The organism is Rhizobium sp. AB2/73 (genome assembly GCF_020871915.1).
Lineage (GTDB): Bacteria > Pseudomonadota > Alphaproteobacteria > Rhizobiales > Rhizobiaceae > Rhizobium > Rhizobium dioscoreae.
Genome location: NZ_CP067072.1, coordinates 269216 through 283359 on the forward strand (window position 1 = coordinate 269216; position 14144 = coordinate 283359).

The following is a 14144-nucleotide window of genomic DNA, read 5'->3' on the forward strand; positions in this document are numbered from 1 at the left end:
TGAGAGAGCGCCCGGTGTCAGTGGTGCGGGTGCTCCGCAACCTGGTTTGCCGTGCGGATAACAGCCGAAAGATCGGCATCGTCGAAGGCTTCCTTGGAAATGCCTTTGACCTTGAACGTCCTGCTTTCGCCGGGCGCGAGATTGACCAGCATGTCGTCGACTTCGGCATTCGGGCTGATGCGATCGACGAACAGGCAGACATCGCGCAGGAAGGACTGCGCGGTGATGGTGACAGCAATGCCGTCCGGCGTCTGCACGCTCTCGATGTCGAAACGCGGCTGCGGATATTGCAGCTGCATGTCCTTCTCGAAGAACCACCAGGCTTCCGCATCGCCGAGGCGAGCGCGCAGATATTCGCGGCGCGGGTCGCCCGGGGTCGCGACCTCGGACGGAATGTCGATATCGGTATTTTCGAAGCGGTCGCAGAGGATGCGCCAGACGTGGTGGCGGGCAAGCAGCTTGCCGGTGAAATCGAAACGCTCGACCGTGAAGGGCACCCGCCAGAACAGGGTCGCGTCATTGACGGCAACGGCGGCCAGCCCATCGCCGCGCGGCTGAATGGTGAGGAGATGCGGCGCATAGCTATGCTTCAAGGCATACCAGAGCGGCTTCTTCCTGCCAGCGCCATCGACCGCCGCCCAGGAGGTGACAGGCCAGCAATCGTTGAGCTGCCAGACGATGGTGCCCATGCAGGTCGGCCGATGCGAGCGCATGTGGTCGATGCCGTAGCTGATTGCGCGCGCCTGGTTCAGCTGGGTGACGAAGAGCCAGTCGTCGAAATTCTGCGGGTGGGGAAACCAGCCTTCCAATCCTTGCAGCAGCTTGTCGTTGCCGCCGGTTGCCTTCTGGTGATGCAGGACCGCGGGAGAGGCCGGGGCGCGATCCTTCTCGCGAACGGATTGGGCAAGTGTTGCGAAGGTCGGCGGCGCCTGCCAGCCGAATTCAGAGCAGAAGCGCGGGATATAGTTGCGGTAAGTCTCGTAGCCCACCTCGTTCCAGACATCCCAGATATGCCTGCAGCCGTGCTCATCGGCATTCGGCGCGATCTCCATCGAGCCGGAATAGGGGCTGCCCGGCCAGTAGGGCCGGGTCGGATCGATCTCGGCGACCAGCTTCGGCAGGAGGTCGAGGTAGTAACCGGCGCCCCAGGGGCGATTGCCCAGCACGTCCTGCCAGCCCCAATCGAAATAGCCCCAGATATTCTCGTTGTTGCCGTTCCAGATCACCAGCGAGGCATAGGGCATGAGCCTTGTGATCGCCTCGCGCGCCTCAGCCTCGATCTCGCTGTAGACCGGCTCTTCTTCGGGATAGGTGGCGCAGGCAAACAGGAAATCCTGCCAGACCATGATGCCGGCGGCATCGCATTCCTCGTAGAACGTATCGGTCTCATAGATGCCGCCGCCCCAGACGCGCAGCATGTTCATATTGGCATCCCGCGCCTGGGCGATCCGCTCGCGATAGCGTTCTCGCGTCACGCGCGGCAGGAAGCAATCGTCGGGAATCCAGTTGGCGCCGCGGGCAAAGACCGGCACATCGTTGACGACGAGGGTGAAGGCGGAGCCGACCTCATCGGGCGTCGTATCCAACCGCACGGAGCGGAAGCCGACGCGCCGCTTCCAGCCGTCGAGCGCCGCACCATCCGAGCCGAGCAGCTGCAGGTCGAGATCGTAAAGCGGCTGACCGCCCATGCCGTGTGGCCACCAGACCTGCGGATTATCGATGCGGCATTCGATCAGCGCGTGGGTCTCCCCCTGCGCAACGCGTACTTCCGCGCGCTTGCCGCCGATGGAGAGCACGAGCGCCACGCTATCCGTGCCCTTGTCGGCCCATTCCATTTCGACATGAAGGCGCGCGACGCCTTGGCTGCCTTGCAGGGTGATTTCCGGCCGGACGCTGCCGAGACGGGCCTTCGACCAGCTCTCGATCAGGATCGGTTTCCAGATGCCCGAAGTGACGACGGTCGGACCCCAGTCCCAGCCGAAGTTGCAGGCCATCTTGCGGATGAGATTGCTTGGGCCGGGATAATTCTGGGGAATATCGGCGGCGCTGCCCAGCTGCTTGCGCACTTCCTCGCCATGTTCATAGGCGGATTGGAAATCGACGATCAGCTCGTTGCGGCCGCTTTTCAGGTGGTCGCCGATGTCGAAGCGGTAGCTGCGATGCATGTTGCGGGTTTCGCCAAGCAAACTGCCGTTCAGTTCCAGGCGTGCCGCCGTGTCGAGGCCCAGGCAGGAGAGATCGATTCGCTCGGCGTCCTCACCATCCCAGTCGAAGGCCAGACGATAGCGCCAGGCGGAACGCCCAATCCAGTCCTGCGAGATCTCGTTGACGTCGAGATAGGGATCGGTGATCAGCTGCGCCGCCATTAGGTCGAGATGAACGTTGCCCGGGACGGTCGCGGGGATCGAATTGGGCAGGGCCGGTGCGCTGGAGGGCGCGCGAAGGCGTGAGATGGTCCAGCCGGTGTCGAGCGTCTGTCTTTTCATGTCATGTATCCGTGATGGAAGGGATGTCTCAAACAGCCTTCGGCGCGATGAATTGCAGGCCCGCCTGCAGGTGGCGGTTCATGTGATAGGCGTAAGCGATTCGATCCCGTTGTTCCAACGCTTCGATGATGGCGCGATGGTCATGATAGGCGCTGTCGACAGCCTCGCGGGAGCGCTTGCCCGCCTCCATCAGCCGCTGCAACAATGGCTGCAGAATGCCATAGACTTGTGACAGGGTCCGATTGCCGGCGAAGCCGACAAGGGCGGCATGAAACCTGAAATCAAGTTCCGCAGCCTCGGCCAATGTCGATGCGGTCTTCATCGCGTCGTTGATGGAGCGAAGCCTGTCGATGGCGACCTCATCAAGCGTTTCGAACAGAAGATCGCTGAGATTGACCTCGATGAGGCGACGAAATCCCTGGATATCGACAAAGCTCTCCGCCGAGATGTCGATAGCGAAGGAGAAGAGATCCATCAGTGCCTGCTGGCGGCGGTCCGTAATTACCGCGCCGACCTTCTGGCGGCTTTCGACAATGCCATAGGCCTTCAGGATGCGGATCGCTTCGCGCACCGTATTGCGGCTTGCATTGAACATGGAAGCGAGCTCGGCTTCCGAGGGCAGTGCGTCTCCGAGACCGAGATTGCGCTCGCGCATCAGTCGCCGCAGCGCGTCGACCACCTGATCGACCGCGGAACCTCTATCCTCGATATCAGCGGTATCCACCACCGTCTCTCCTCCGTTGTTGCAAGCATATTGTTGGTCAATAGTGGCGTCAAGCGACCAGAGATGATGGACATTTCGCTTTTCAGCGGTATTTTGACCGACAAATAGTGAGGATATCATATGGAAAGCTGCTGGCGTTGGTTCGGTCCGAAGGATCTCGTTCCGCTCTTGCATGCGCGCCAGGCCGGCGCGACAGGCATCGTCACGGCATTGCATGAAGTCTCGCATTCGCGCGTCTGGACGCCGGCCGAAATCGAGGCGCGAAAGGCGCTGGTGGAAGCGGCCGGGCTGCGCTGGAGCGTCTGTGAATCGATCCCGGTGCCAAGCGCGATCAAGCTCGGCGGGGCAGGGGCAAAGGCCGCGATTGGTGTCTGGAAGGACAGTCTCGCCCATCTCGCCCGCGCTGGCATCAAAACCGTCTGCTACAATTTCATGCCTGTTGTCGACTGGACGCGCACGGATCTGCGCTTCGAAATGCCCACCACCGCGCTCGCATTACGTTTCGACATGGCGGAGTTCGTTGCCTATGACGTCTTCGTCCTGCGCAGGAAGGGTGCGGAAGAAAATTATGCGCCGGACCTGCTGCGGCGTGCCGAGGAGCGGCTGAAAGGGCTCTCGCCGGAGGCCGTGCAACGGCTGGAGAATAACATCATCGCCGGTCTTCCCGGCGGCGAAGACAGCTATGGTCGTGACGCCATCCGCTCGGCCATCGCACTCTTCGACGGCATGACGGCTGGGGATCTCCAGGCCAATCTCGAAGCCTTTCTGCACGAGATCGTGCCGGTTGCCGCAGAGCTTGGCGCGAGGCTTGCGATTCATCCCGACGATCCGCCCATCTCGCTTTTTGGCCTGCCGCGCGTCGTCTCGACGGCGTCGGATCTGCGCCGCATCCTCGGCAATGTCGACGATCCGGCCAACGGTTTGACGCTCTGTGTCGGATCTCTTGGCTCTCGCGCCGACAATGATGTGTTTGCTATCGCAAGTGAATTCGCCTCGCGCATCAATTTCGCGCATCTGCGCGACGTTGCGCTCGAAGCCGATGGTTCATTCGTGGAGGCCTCCCATTTGGAGGGGCGCAGCGATATGTATGCCATCCTGCGCACATTGCTCACGGAGGAGGCACGGCGTCGCGAGGAAGGCCGGGAAGACCATATGATCCCGATGCGGCCGGACCATGGACATCTGATCGGCGACGATATCGATAAGCCGACCAATCCCGGCTATTCCCTCATCGGTCGCTTGAAAGGTCTTGGCGAACTTCACGGCGTTATCCATGCAATCGGCAAAGCAGGGCTTTGAACCTCACGGCATTTGCCGTCCCATGTCGGTGAAACGGGCGGAGGAATAAAGCCTGCCGTTGCATATTCGATAGGCTTTTGCCTAAAGTTTAACCTTGTTACTATTTTGATTTTATTTAGTTTTTTCGTCTATCAATGCCCAATTCGCTAATCTTCAAACTCGAATTGGCAAGGTCGACCTTCCTATGAATTCCGTTTGGCCCGACGCCCCGAACGACGATTTTCGGTCACTTTTCAAGACGCATCCGTCTCCGATGTGGGTCTATGATCCCGAGACGCTGAAATTCCTGATCGTCAACGATGCTGCCCGCGATCTCTATGGCTATAGCCTCGCTGCTTTTGCGGTCATGACCGTCCTTGATATCCGGCCTCCGGAAGAGCGCGAACGCATGCTCGATGCGGTGCACCACCGCACCGACATCGAGACGGCGCAACGCTGGACGCATCTGAAGGCGGATGGCGAGACATTCGAGGTTCTGACCTATGGGCGGGAAATCCGCTTCGACGGCAAGATGGCGATTCTGGCGATCGTGCAGGATCGCACCGAGGTCAATGCGGCACGGCGGCAGGTTGATGCCACCCAGTCGCTGCTGGACAGCATCGTCGACAATCTCCCCGTCGGCGTTTTCGTCAAGGATATGGAGCGGGATGGTCGTTATATCCTGTTCAATGAGGCGTGCGGCGCCATCGTCGGGCAGGCAGCACCAGATGTGATCGGCAAGTCGGATCGCGCGATATTTTCCGATGAGCAGACGGCGCTTTTCCGGGAGCAGGACAAGCTTGCCTTCGAAACCGCCGAAACCGTCTACTTCGAGGAAACCATTCACACGGTGGATGGCGTGTTGCGTATCCTGAAAACCGCGAAGCGGGCGCTTCCCGCCCCGTCAGGGCAAGCGCCGCGCTATGTTCTCGGCATTTCCCAGGATGTGACCGAGGAGCGCAGCGTCGAGGCAAGGCTTGCGCATCTTGCCATGCATGATTCCTTGACCGGGCTTCCGAACAGAGCTTTCTTTTCCGAGAACATCGTGCGGCAGGTGGCTGCCGCGAGGCCGGAAAAGCCAATCGCGCTGCTCTATATCGATGTCGATCATTTCAAGCATATCAACGACAGCAAGGGCCATGCCGCCGGCGACATGCTCCTGCGCCAGGTTGCCGAACGCCTCCAGCAGCTTGCCGAGAGGAGCGATCTGGTTGCGCGCCTGGGGGGCGACGAGTTCGCGCTGGTTTTGCGGATGACGGATGCCGGGCGAGCCCGGCGCTTCGCCGACCTGTTGTTGCAATCTCTCTCGGCACCCTTCGATCTCGACGGCGTTCGCGAACATGTAACCTGCAGCATCGGCATTGCCATTGCGCCCGAGCACGGCAACGATGCTGACGTGCTGATGCGGGACGCGGATCTGGCGCTCTATGCCGCCAAGACGAGCGGCCGTTCGACCTATCGGTTCTACCAGACGGAGATGCGGCTCGAAGCCGAGCGCCGCCACCAGCTCACGCTGGAGCTTCGTGAGGCGTTGCAGAACGACGAATTCGAACTTCATTACCAGCCGATCATTCGCCTGGACCAAGATACTCTCTCCGGCTTCGAAGCTCTGATCCGCTGGCGCCATCCGAAGCGCGGACTCATCTCGCCGGCAGAATTCATCCCCATCGCCGAAGAAACGGGGATGATCGTTCCGATCGGCGACTGGGTGCTGCGGGAGGCTTGCCGGACCGCCATGGAGTGGCCCGGCAACCTGAAAGTGGCAATCAATCTCTCGGTCTATCAATTCCGTCATTCGAGCCTGCTGGCCACCGTCGTTTCAGCGCTGAGCGAGACAGGTCTTTGTCCCGGACGCCTGGAAATCGAGGTGACGGAATCCATCCTGCTTTCCGAGGTCGAGCAAAGCCTGTCGCTGCTGCGTGCGCTCAAGGAGCTCGGTATTCGCATCGCGATCGATGATTTCGGTACGGGCTATTCCTCGCTCAGCTATCTGCGCTCCTTCTCTTTCGACAAGATCAAGCTCGACCGGAGCTTCGTCGCCGGCATGGATGCCGATCCCGGCAATCTTGCCATCGTGCGGGCCGTTGTCGGTATAGCATCGGGCTTCAATGCCACGACATTGGCCGAAGGCATCGAGACGGAGGCGCAATTGGCAAAATTGCGGGCCGAGGGCTATCACGAGGTGCAGGGTTTCCTGCTTGGGCGGCCAATGCCACGCGAGGATGCCCTGGCGCGAATTCTCCGTGAGGCCTATCCCGCCCCGACGTTACGTGCCCGAAAAACAGCGCATGTATGATCGCCGAAACGTTCGGGCGGCCGTCGCAAATAATAACCAAAAAAATTTGGTACCTTGTTGTCGGGAAGGGTGGTTGACCAACGTCCTTGGATCAGCCCCGACAAGGGCGTGACACCAAGAACCGTTCCAAGGAGACCAACATGAGTGATGCAACAGAACAGTCCCAGCAGCCGCGCGTGCCGGTTCGCGGCGGCGTCGTAGCCTATCTGACGGTAGATGGCGCTGTGAAGGCAGCGGAATTCTACAAGCGCGCCTTCGGCGCCGAGCAGGCCTTCATGTATCCGGTCGATGAAAAAGGCCGGACCATGCATATTCATCTCTACATCAACGGCAGCTCGGTCATGCTCGGCGACGCTTTTCCGGAATACGGTCATGCGCTGGAAAAGCCGCAGTCCTTCACGATGCAGCTTGTCGTCGATGACCTCGATTTCTGGTGGAAGCGTGCCGTCGATGCGGGAGCGGAAGTGGTCGTCGAGCCGCAGGTGATGTTCTGGGGCGATCGCTGGGGCCAGCTGCGCGATCCATTCGGCGTGGCCTGGGCGATGAATGCGCCGGTCAACGGCTGACGATATAATGCCCTCGGTGTTTGTGGCGCCGAGGGTATTTCTTTTCATCCGGCTGCGAAGCGCTATTCCGCAAGCAGGGTCCGCGGGAGAGGATGCTTAGCGTCCGTAAGGCCGTCCAGAACCGAATAGTGATGCTTGTCGGGCTCCACCACGACTTCGGTCGCCGCGCCGAGTCCGGTCCAGATATTGGCGAGCAGCGCGTTCTGGCGGATGAATTCGGCGCGCTCGGCGCCGCCAACCCAACAGGTGAGGCGAATGTTGTCGACCGGCTCGAGAAGAGCCGGGCTTTCAGTCCTTGCTTCGGCGTCATCGATGCGAAGCTGCTCGTTCATGCTGCGCTTCATGATCGGGCGCAAGTCGTGCACGCCGGAAATGGCGAGAACATGCCGGATGCGTTTGCGGATTGTCTCGCCAAGCGGCGATGTCGTCGTCATCATGCGGGCGACAAGCTGACCGCCGGCCGAATGGCCGGTCAATACGATCGGACCATCGACCAGATCGGCCGCTTTCGTGATCGCGGCGGCGATTTCCTTGCCGATCCCGCCGATGCGATTTTCCGGGCAGAGCGTGTAGGACGGGATCGCGACAGCGTATCCCCTAGCAATCGAGCCTGCTGCAAAGTGCGACCAGTAGCTTTTGTCCAGTTGCAGCCAGTAACCGCCATGGACGAAAACCATCAATCCCTGCGGCTGGCCTTCGGGCAGAAAGAGATCGAAGCGATTGCGCTCCGCAGAACCATAGGCCAGATCGAGTTTCGCGCGTCCCGCGGTCGTCAGCCTGTCCCGGAAGGATTTTGCGGGTTCGACCCAGGCGGCCGGCCATTGATCGCCGTCGACAATATAGGCGCCGTTGGTATAGGCGGCGTCCCAATCGGTGACCCTGAAATAGCTCATGTTCAGCTTCCTCTCTCCAGCTGGCGGCGCCTGTAGATCAGGTCACGGCCGCGCGCACGGCAAAGCGTGCTTCCTTCCATGATCCGCTGCTCAGGATTTCCTCAAGCACCGTCACGGCGCGCCAGACATCATGATAACCGACATAGAGCGGCGTGAAACCGAAGCGTAGTGTCGACGGAGCGCGGAAGTCGCCGATGACGCCGCGCTCGATGAGGGCCTGCATGACCTCATAAGCATTGCTGTGGATGAAGGAGACCTGGCTGCCGCGCTTTTCGCTGGCGCGCGTCGTCTCGAGCTCCACACCATATTGGCCGCATTTGGCTTCGACCAAACGGATGAAGAGATCAGTCAGCGCTATGCTTTTCCGGCGCAGCGCGTTCATGTCCACCTCATCCCAGATAGAGAGCGCCCCTTTCAGCGCCCGCAGGGAGAGGATCGGCTGCGTGCCGCACAGAAAACGCTTGATGCCGGCATCGCCGTCGAAGCTTTGTTCGAAGGCGAAGGGACGGGCGTGGCTCCACCAGCCGCTGAGCGGCTGAACGATCGATGCGTGATGACGCTTCGCCGCATAGATGAAGGCCGGCGCGCCCGGGCCGCCATTCAGATATTTGTACGTGCAGCCGACGGCGAAATCGGCGTCCGCACCGTCGAGATCGACGGGCAGGGCGCCGGCGCTGTGACACAGATCCCAGATGACGAGTGCGCCCGCTGCCTGGATGCGCTTCGTCAGTGCCACCATGTCGCGCAGTTCGCCGCTCTTGTAGTTGACATGATTGACGAGGACTACGGCGACGGTCTCATCGATCAATTCCTCGATGGTGTCGGCATCGCGGCCTTCGAGACGCAGCGTGACACCTGGGCGCGTCGAAACGACGCCTTCCGCCATGTAGAGATCGGTCGGGAAACTGTCGCCCTCCGCCACGATGACGTTGCGATCCGGTCGCATCGCGAGCGCCGCATGAAGTGTCTTGTAGATGTTGATCGAGGTGGAGTCGGTCACGACAGTCTGCCCTTCGGCAGCGCCGATCAGCCGGCCGATGCGATCGCCGAGTTCCAGTGGCAGATGAAACCACCCGGCGCTGTTCCAGCTGCGGATCAGGCCATTGCCCCACTCCTCCATGGCGGCCTGGCGCACTTCGGCAAAGACCTCATGCGAGGCCGCGCCGAGCGAATTGCCGTCGAGATAGATGACGCCGGCGGGCAGGGCGAAGCGGCTGCGAAAGACGCGCAACGGGTCGGACTCGTCCATGGCCTCGACGGCCGCGAGATCGGGAAGGCTATCCATATGTCGTTGCCTCGTAAACTTATTCGCGAATGGTTTCTCGGGTGACGGCTCCGCCGCGGCTGCGGCGGATGCTCGGCAGCGCCAGCATGATAAGCACGAACAGGCCGGTAGCGAGCTTCAGGTTGGGCGGAGGCATGCCGGCGGCAAGGCAGAGCGATACGAGCTGATAATAGATGATGGAGCCGACGAACGGCGCCAGCAACTGACGCAGGACGGTCTGCTTGCCGGTGAAAGCTTCGCCGATCATCAGCGCTGCAAGGCCGTTGATGAGGATGCCGATACCCATGTTGACATCGGCAAAGCCCTGCGATTGCACCATCAGTGCACCGCTTGCGGCTGAAAAGGCGCTGGCGATGCCGACGCCGCCGATGGTGGCAGCCCAGACATTGATGCCCTGCGCCTCGGCCATGTCGGGATTGGAGCCGACCGCGCGCATGGCCGTTCCTTTCTCCGTCTTGAAGTAAAGGTTAAGGGCGATCAACACGATGATGGCAAGCAGGCCGGCGATGACGATCTTGCTCGCGGGAAAGCCGGGCTCGGTGAATGGCACGACATCGAACACGGTCGGAGAGCCGAAAACGGAGAGGTTCGATTTGCCCATGATGCCGAGATTGACACTATAGAGCATGGTCGACATCAGGATGCCGGCAAGCAGCGTATGGATGCGGAAGCGCAGGTGAATGAAAGCCGTGCAGCAGCCGGCGGCAAGGCCGACGGCGAAGGCGACCGCAATGGCAAGCGGCGGCGCGACACCGGCGGCAAGCAGGATGCCGCAGACGCAGCCGCCGAGCGGAAACGCACCTTCACTGGTCAGATCCGGAAAGCTCAGCATACGGAAGGGGATCATGATGCCTAGGACGACGAAGCTCAGGATGAAGCTCTGCGCCAGCGTGACCGGGATGAGCGAGACGAAGCTCGAAACGGTTGATTGAATGAAATCCATCATGATGTCAGCTCACCAGCAGCATGCGGTCGGTCTTGACGGCGAAATGGCCGATCAGTTCGGGCACGGTGATGCGCCGCTTGCCATCTCCGGTGATTTCGAGATGGACGCGGCCGGCATCGAGCATGATGATGCTGTCGCCGAAATCGACGGCGTGCTGCATGTTGTGCGTCACCATCAATGTCGTCAGCTTCAGCGCCTCGACCGTTCGAACTGTTGCCTGCATGACGATATCGGCCGTGCGTGGGTCGAGCGCTGCGGTATGTTCATCGAGCAGCAGCACATCTGGCGAGCCACCGACCGCCATGATGAGCGACAGCGACTGGCGCTGGCCGCCCGAAAGAAGCTCTACCTTTGTGTCCAGCCGATTTTCGAGGCCGAGGCCGAGAACGGCGAGCCGTTCCTTGTAGGCGGCGAGCCGCGCCGCATTCAGGCCCGGCCGAAATCCTCTGGCTTTGCCGCGCAGTTCCGCCAGAAGCATGTTTTCGCCGACCGTCATGCTGGCGGCGGTTCCCTTCATCGGATCCTGAAATACGCGAGCCAGACGCGCGGCGCGTTTGTGGACCGGCATGTTCGTCACGTCATCACCGTTAATGAGGATCTGACCGGAATCGAGGCTGAGAGCGCCGGAAATCGCATTCAGCATGCTGCTCTTGCCGGCGCCGTTGGAACCGATGACGACGCCGAATTCGCCTGTCTTGAGGGAGAACGTCAGGCCATTAAGCGCGACCTTTTCGTCGGGCTGGCCTCTGTAGAAAACCTTGCGCGCGGATTTGATCTCAAGCATCCGTGCCTCCCCTGCGGTGTAGGGTTATGAAATGGCGGCGTTCCTGACGCCGCCATGGATCGGATTGATCCTACAGCGCCGCGCGTCACATATGACGCGCAAAGATCGCTGTAGCACTTTAAAGCTGCTGCATAATTTTATCCTTAGATCGACATCGATTTAAGGAATTATGCAGTAGAAAATGCCGCCTATCACTTCGTGAAGCAATTGCAATCGGCAAGCGAAGCAGGAACCTCGGCGCCGAATGCTTTCAACACGGTCTTGTTGATCAGCGGCGCATGGTCCTTGTAAGCCGGAACGGAGGGCTTGATCGTCTTCGGATCGGCACCCTTCAGGATCTGCGCGGCGATCTTGCCGGCATTTTCACCGACCTGCTCGTAGTTGACGGCAAAGCTTGCCGGCACGACGCCATTGCGGACAGCCGCGTCGTCGGAATTGACGATCGGGATCTGTGCTTGGCGGGCGGCGGCGGCAACGGCCGGGATTGCCGGCTGCAAGAGGTTGGAAGCGGGTGTGTAGATCACGTCTGCCTTGCCGGCGAGCGAGGCAATCCGCTGCTGAATGTCGTTGACGTTGTCGACGCCGACGGGCACGACTTCGAAGCCGGCGGCCGGAGCGGCGGCCTTGACCTTGTCGATCAGCGCAACGTCGTTGGCCTCGCCCGGATTGTAGGGCACGCCGATGCGCTTGGCATTCGGAAGCAGCTTCTTGGTGAAGGTGAGGATGGCCGAGATGTCCTGCAGGTCGCTCGAGCCGGTGATGCCTGTGTCACCGGCGTCCCACGACGGGACGAGCTTGGCGGCGACGGGATCGGTGACGGCGGTAAAGACGATCGGAATGCCGGAGCCGGCCAGCGCCTTCTTGGCAATCTGCGATACGGGGGTGGTCACCGTATACATCAGCTTCGGATGTTCGGATTGCAGCTTGGCGATCATCTGCGGAACGAGCGAGGCGTCGAAGCTCGTGTTGCTTTCGGAATAGACGACATCCTTGCCTTCGACGAAGCCATTGTCGGCAAGAGCCTTCTTGAAACCGGCAATCGATGCGTTGAGCTGCGGATGCTCGCCGAAATTGGCGATGGCGATCTTGATGGGCTCGGCCGACGCCGTTGCAACGCTTGCTGCGAAGGCGCCGACGACGGCGAGGCCGGTCAGCCACTTGGACGTAGATCTCAGCATATTTTCCTCCCGGATGTGACAAGGAGCCGTTTTCCTTCGGCTCTCTCGGGCAGGGATCATAGCGAGTGCCGCAGGCCTGTCAATTTGTGATATATGATATTCATGATGGGTATATATAATATATAATTTCCGGATAAGTAGCTTTTATATATAATCTGCGCCTGGGAGGATCGGGACGAGGGCCATGCGGGACAAGGATGCGCTGAGCAAGACGGATGCGGCTTACTGGCTGTTGCGGCGCGACATCCTCAATACCAAGCTAAGGCCTGGTGCGTCTCTTCGGTTGAGCGCCCTTCGGGATATCTATGGCCTCGGCTGGACGCCGCTTCGCGAGGCGCTGTCGCGGCTGGAGGCCGAAAAGCTTGTGACTGCGATCAGCAATCGCGGCTTCGCTGTCGCTCCAGTATCGCGGGCCGAACTGGAGGACCTGACGCGGGCGCGCATGGTCGTGGAGCTGCCGCTTCTCATGGAGTCGATCGAGAAGGGTGGCCCGGATTGGGAATCGGCTGTCGTCACCGCACATTATCGCCTCTCACGCTGCAAGATCGTGCCCGACTCCGCCTCGGAGGAGATGGCGGACGAATGGGATGAGAAGCACAGCGCCTTTCACGCCGCGCTTGTCAGCGCGGCAACGTCGAACTGGCTCCAGCGTTTCCAGTCAACCATCTCGGATCAGCTTCGTCGCCACCATCGTTTTCTCGGCCTTGCGCCGACGCAGCGCGCGGCTGCCGGCCTTTCGATCGGCTATGAAAAAGCCGTTGCCGCTTTGCAGGATGCCATGGCGATCGAGCATCATACGGCATTGATGGAAGCGGCCCTCGACCGGGATATGGAACGTGCCGGAGCGCTGATGACCGAGCATATCGGGTACACGCTGCAGGTTTATATTCGCTCGGAGGATAAAGACGGGTAACTCCATTATATCCAATCCCACTAAATACCACTACTATATCAATGGGAACTGTACGATCGGAACTTCGATTGCCGAGGAGATGCGTTCTCGACGTTGCTGTTTGTACTGGCCGGCAAATTTTCCCAAGAGCAAAAATATCACTATATCAATAACTTAATTCCATAGCGTCAATTCCATCTTAGACGGCTTAAGCTGTTATTTCCATTCTATAAGGCCGGGTGTACGGTTGTACCTCTGAAGCGTCACGCATTCACATCCCTTCAAGAGCAAATATTGGGCAGATCTTCCTAGGGCAACTTGCCCTCCGCCAGTGGCGATCGCTCCACGGTCGTCCTTTCATGTGCTGCGGGATCGCGAATGCTCACTACTTGCGTCCTATCCTTGGAGTTCTTGACGCGAAGGCCAGTCCGCTCACGATGATCAGCAGCATCGCCGCACAAACGAAACTTGAGGTGAAGAAGATAAGCCCACTAAAGCCAAGAAACCATGGGGCTGCAAGCAGGGCCAGGCCTAGCCAAAATTTCAACCAGTCGATCCAGGCTTCAGGATTGAAAATCCCGAGTATGGAGACGTTCACAATCGTCAGACCGATGGCTGTTCCGGTTGCATATACCATCGTCGATGCGGTAGCCACCGGAAGAAGATCAGGCGCGAACCACGGCATTAGGAAGATTAAGGTTCCGAGAAGAAGGCCGAACCAGTTTTGCCAGCGTGGTTCCCGCATGGTAAAATCCTCCATGGTGACGGATTATTCTTGTATTTTTCATCGATGAAATCAGTGACTTACATCGACCT

Annotated in this window: 12 protein-coding genes; 4 read left to right on the top strand and 8 right to left on the bottom strand. The window is 60.0% G+C overall.

Annotation, left to right across the window (positions count from 1 at the left end; translation table 11 throughout):
- Window positions 1-17: 17 nt before the first annotated feature.
- Window positions 18-2486 (bottom strand): glycoside hydrolase family 2 protein, encoded by a 2469-nt coding sequence (locus I8E17_RS20935; protein ID WP_069610402.1) that lies wholly within the window; start codon window positions 2484-2486, stop codon window positions 18-20.
- Between the two features lie 28 nt (window positions 2487-2514).
- Window positions 2515-3210, bottom strand: a complete 696-nt coding sequence (locus I8E17_RS20940; protein WP_229002175.1) for an FCD domain-containing protein — start codon at window positions 3208-3210, stop codon at window positions 2515-2517.
- Window positions 3211-3330: 120 nt separating this feature from the next.
- On the opposite strand from I8E17_RS20940, the gene uxuA reads away from it, so the two are divergent.
- From uxuA to I8E17_RS20955, 3 genes are all read left to right on the top strand, one after another.
- Window positions 3331-4509, top strand: coding sequence for a mannonate dehydratase (gene uxuA, locus I8E17_RS20945; protein ID WP_069610404.1), 1179 nt, complete (start codon window positions 3331-3333; stop codon window positions 4507-4509).
- A 184-nt stretch (window positions 4510-4693) separates the two neighbouring features.
- Entirely contained in the window at window positions 4694-6784 is a 2091-nt protein-coding gene (locus I8E17_RS20950) for a bifunctional diguanylate cyclase/phosphodiesterase (RefSeq protein WP_069610405.1), read from the top strand.
- Between the two features lie 140 nt (window positions 6785-6924).
- The gene (locus I8E17_RS20955; RefSeq protein ID WP_069610406.1) at window positions 6925-7350 is read left to right on the top strand and encodes a glyoxalase/bleomycin resistance/extradiol dioxygenase family protein; all 426 of its coding nucleotides are present in this window, start codon (window positions 6925-6927) and stop codon (window positions 7348-7350) included.
- Between the two features lie 62 nt (window positions 7351-7412).
- Here the strand turns inward: I8E17_RS20955 and I8E17_RS20960 are convergent, their stop codons facing one another.
- The 5 genes from I8E17_RS20960 to I8E17_RS20980 form a co-directional block, all read right to left on the bottom strand.
- A complete protein-coding gene (locus tag I8E17_RS20960) occupies window positions 7413-8243 on the bottom strand; it encodes an alpha/beta hydrolase (RefSeq protein WP_069610407.1) in 831 nt (276 codons plus the stop codon).
- A gap of 37 nt (window positions 8244-8280) precedes the next feature.
- A complete protein-coding gene (gene kynU, locus I8E17_RS20965) occupies window positions 8281-9528 on the bottom strand; it encodes a kynureninase (RefSeq protein ID WP_069610408.1) in 1248 nt (415 codons plus the stop codon).
- Window positions 9529-9547: 19 nt separating this feature from the next.
- Window positions 9548-10471: an ABC transporter permease gene (locus I8E17_RS20970; protein WP_069610480.1), complete on the bottom strand. Its 924-nt coding sequence runs from the start codon at window positions 10469-10471 to the stop codon at window positions 9548-9550.
- A 7-nt stretch (window positions 10472-10478) separates the two neighbouring features.
- A complete protein-coding gene (locus I8E17_RS20975; protein ID WP_219511625.1) occupies window positions 10479-11258 on the bottom strand; it encodes an ABC transporter ATP-binding protein in 780 nt (259 codons plus the stop codon).
- A 191-nt stretch (window positions 11259-11449) separates the two neighbouring features.
- Window positions 11450-12436: an ABC transporter substrate-binding protein gene (locus tag I8E17_RS20980; RefSeq protein WP_069610410.1), complete on the bottom strand. Its 987-nt coding sequence runs from the start codon at window positions 12434-12436 to the stop codon at window positions 11450-11452.
- Between the two features lie 184 nt (window positions 12437-12620).
- Here I8E17_RS20980 and I8E17_RS20985 point away from each other — a divergent pair, with 184 nt between their 5' ends.
- Window positions 12621-13349 (top strand): GntR family transcriptional regulator, encoded by a 729-nt coding sequence (locus I8E17_RS20985; protein ID WP_113366220.1) that lies wholly within the window; start codon window positions 12621-12623, stop codon window positions 13347-13349.
- Window positions 13350-13713: 364 nt separating this feature from the next.
- Here the strand turns inward: I8E17_RS20985 and I8E17_RS20990 are convergent, their stop codons facing one another.
- Window positions 13714-14088, bottom strand: coding sequence for a hypothetical protein (locus I8E17_RS20990; RefSeq protein ID WP_069614835.1), 375 nt, complete (start codon window positions 14086-14088; stop codon window positions 13714-13716).
- Between the last annotated feature and the right edge of the window lie 56 nt (window positions 14089-14144).

What these genes read in the sequence shown, in the direction of transcription:
- I8E17_RS20935 (WP_069610402.1), bottom strand. Translation starts at nt 2,486, where the DNA reads ATGAAAAGACAGACGCTCGACACCGGCTGGACCATCTCACGCCTTCGC.
- uxuA (WP_069610404.1), top strand. Translation starts at nt 3,331, where the DNA reads ATGGAAAGCTGCTGGCGTTGGTTCGGTCCGAAGGATCTCGTTCCGCTC.
- I8E17_RS20950 (WP_069610405.1), top strand. Translation starts at nt 4,694, where the DNA reads ATGAATTCCGTTTGGCCCGACGCCCCGAACGACGATTTTCGGTCACTT.
- I8E17_RS20955 (WP_069610406.1), top strand. Translation starts at nt 6,925, where the DNA reads ATGAGTGATGCAACAGAACAGTCCCAGCAGCCGCGCGTGCCGGTTCGC.
- I8E17_RS20960 (WP_069610407.1), bottom strand. Translation starts at nt 8,243, where the DNA reads ATGAGCTATTTCAGGGTCACCGATTGGGACGCCGCCTATACCAACGGC.
- kynU (WP_069610408.1), bottom strand. Translation starts at nt 9,528, where the DNA reads ATGGATAGCCTTCCCGATCTCGCGGCCGTCGAGGCCATGGACGAGTCC.
- I8E17_RS20970 (WP_069610480.1), bottom strand. Translation starts at nt 10,471, where the DNA reads ATGGATTTCATTCAATCAACCGTTTCGAGCTTCGTCTCGCTCATCCCG.
- I8E17_RS20975 (WP_219511625.1), bottom strand. Translation starts at nt 11,258, where the DNA reads ATGCTTGAGATCAAATCCGCGCGCAAGGTTTTCTACAGAGGCCAGCCC.
- I8E17_RS20980 (WP_069610410.1), bottom strand. Translation starts at nt 12,436, where the DNA reads ATGCTGAGATCTACGTCCAAGTGGCTGACCGGCCTCGCCGTCGTCGGC.
- I8E17_RS20985 (WP_113366220.1), top strand. Translation starts at nt 12,621, where the DNA reads ATGCGGGACAAGGATGCGCTGAGCAAGACGGATGCGGCTTACTGGCTG.
- I8E17_RS20990 (WP_069614835.1), bottom strand. Translation starts at nt 14,088, where the DNA reads ATGGAGGATTTTACCATGCGGGAACCACGCTGGCAAAACTGGTTCGGC.